The organism is Bartonella taylorii 8TBB, assembly GCF_902825155.1.
Taxonomy (GTDB): domain Bacteria; phylum Pseudomonadota; class Alphaproteobacteria; order Rhizobiales; family Rhizobiaceae; genus Bartonella; species Bartonella taylorii_A.
The window spans coordinates 1-413 of record NZ_CADEAG010000170.1; the positions used below are offsets into that span (position 1 = coordinate 1).

Here is a 413-nt window from a genome sequence, read left to right on the forward strand (position 1 = left end):
TGGGGATTTTTATTTTCCTCTTTTGTAGAAGCTGAAACGGTTGGAGAACTGCCTTCTTTTTTTGATTCGCATGAACATTTTGTACAACCTGATACAACGGATATAATCCGTTTGCGTTTTGTAACAACTTTTGATTTTCCTCCCTTTAACTTTCTTGACAAAACAGGATATCTTGCAGGTTATAATATTGATTTATTGCGTGCTATTTGCTCGAAATTAGGCCTTGAAAAATTTTGTGAGGTAGAAGTTGTTCCTTGGGAAGAGCTTGTGGACCATGTAAAAAATGGTGGAGCAGAAGTGATTATCGCTGGTTTAAAAGAAACAATCAAAACACATCAAGATCTTGTTTTTACAAAGTCTTATTTACGATTTCCGGCTCGATTTGTTGCTTCTCGGCTTGTCAATCTTGATGC

General features: G+C 36.3%; 1 protein-coding gene. It reads left to right on the forward strand.

Going from position 1 to position 413, the window contains the following annotated elements:
* A partial coding sequence (locus J7R13_RS09145; RefSeq protein WP_208438336.1) for a transporter substrate-binding domain-containing protein occupies nucleotides 1–413 on the forward strand: 413 nt, incomplete at both ends.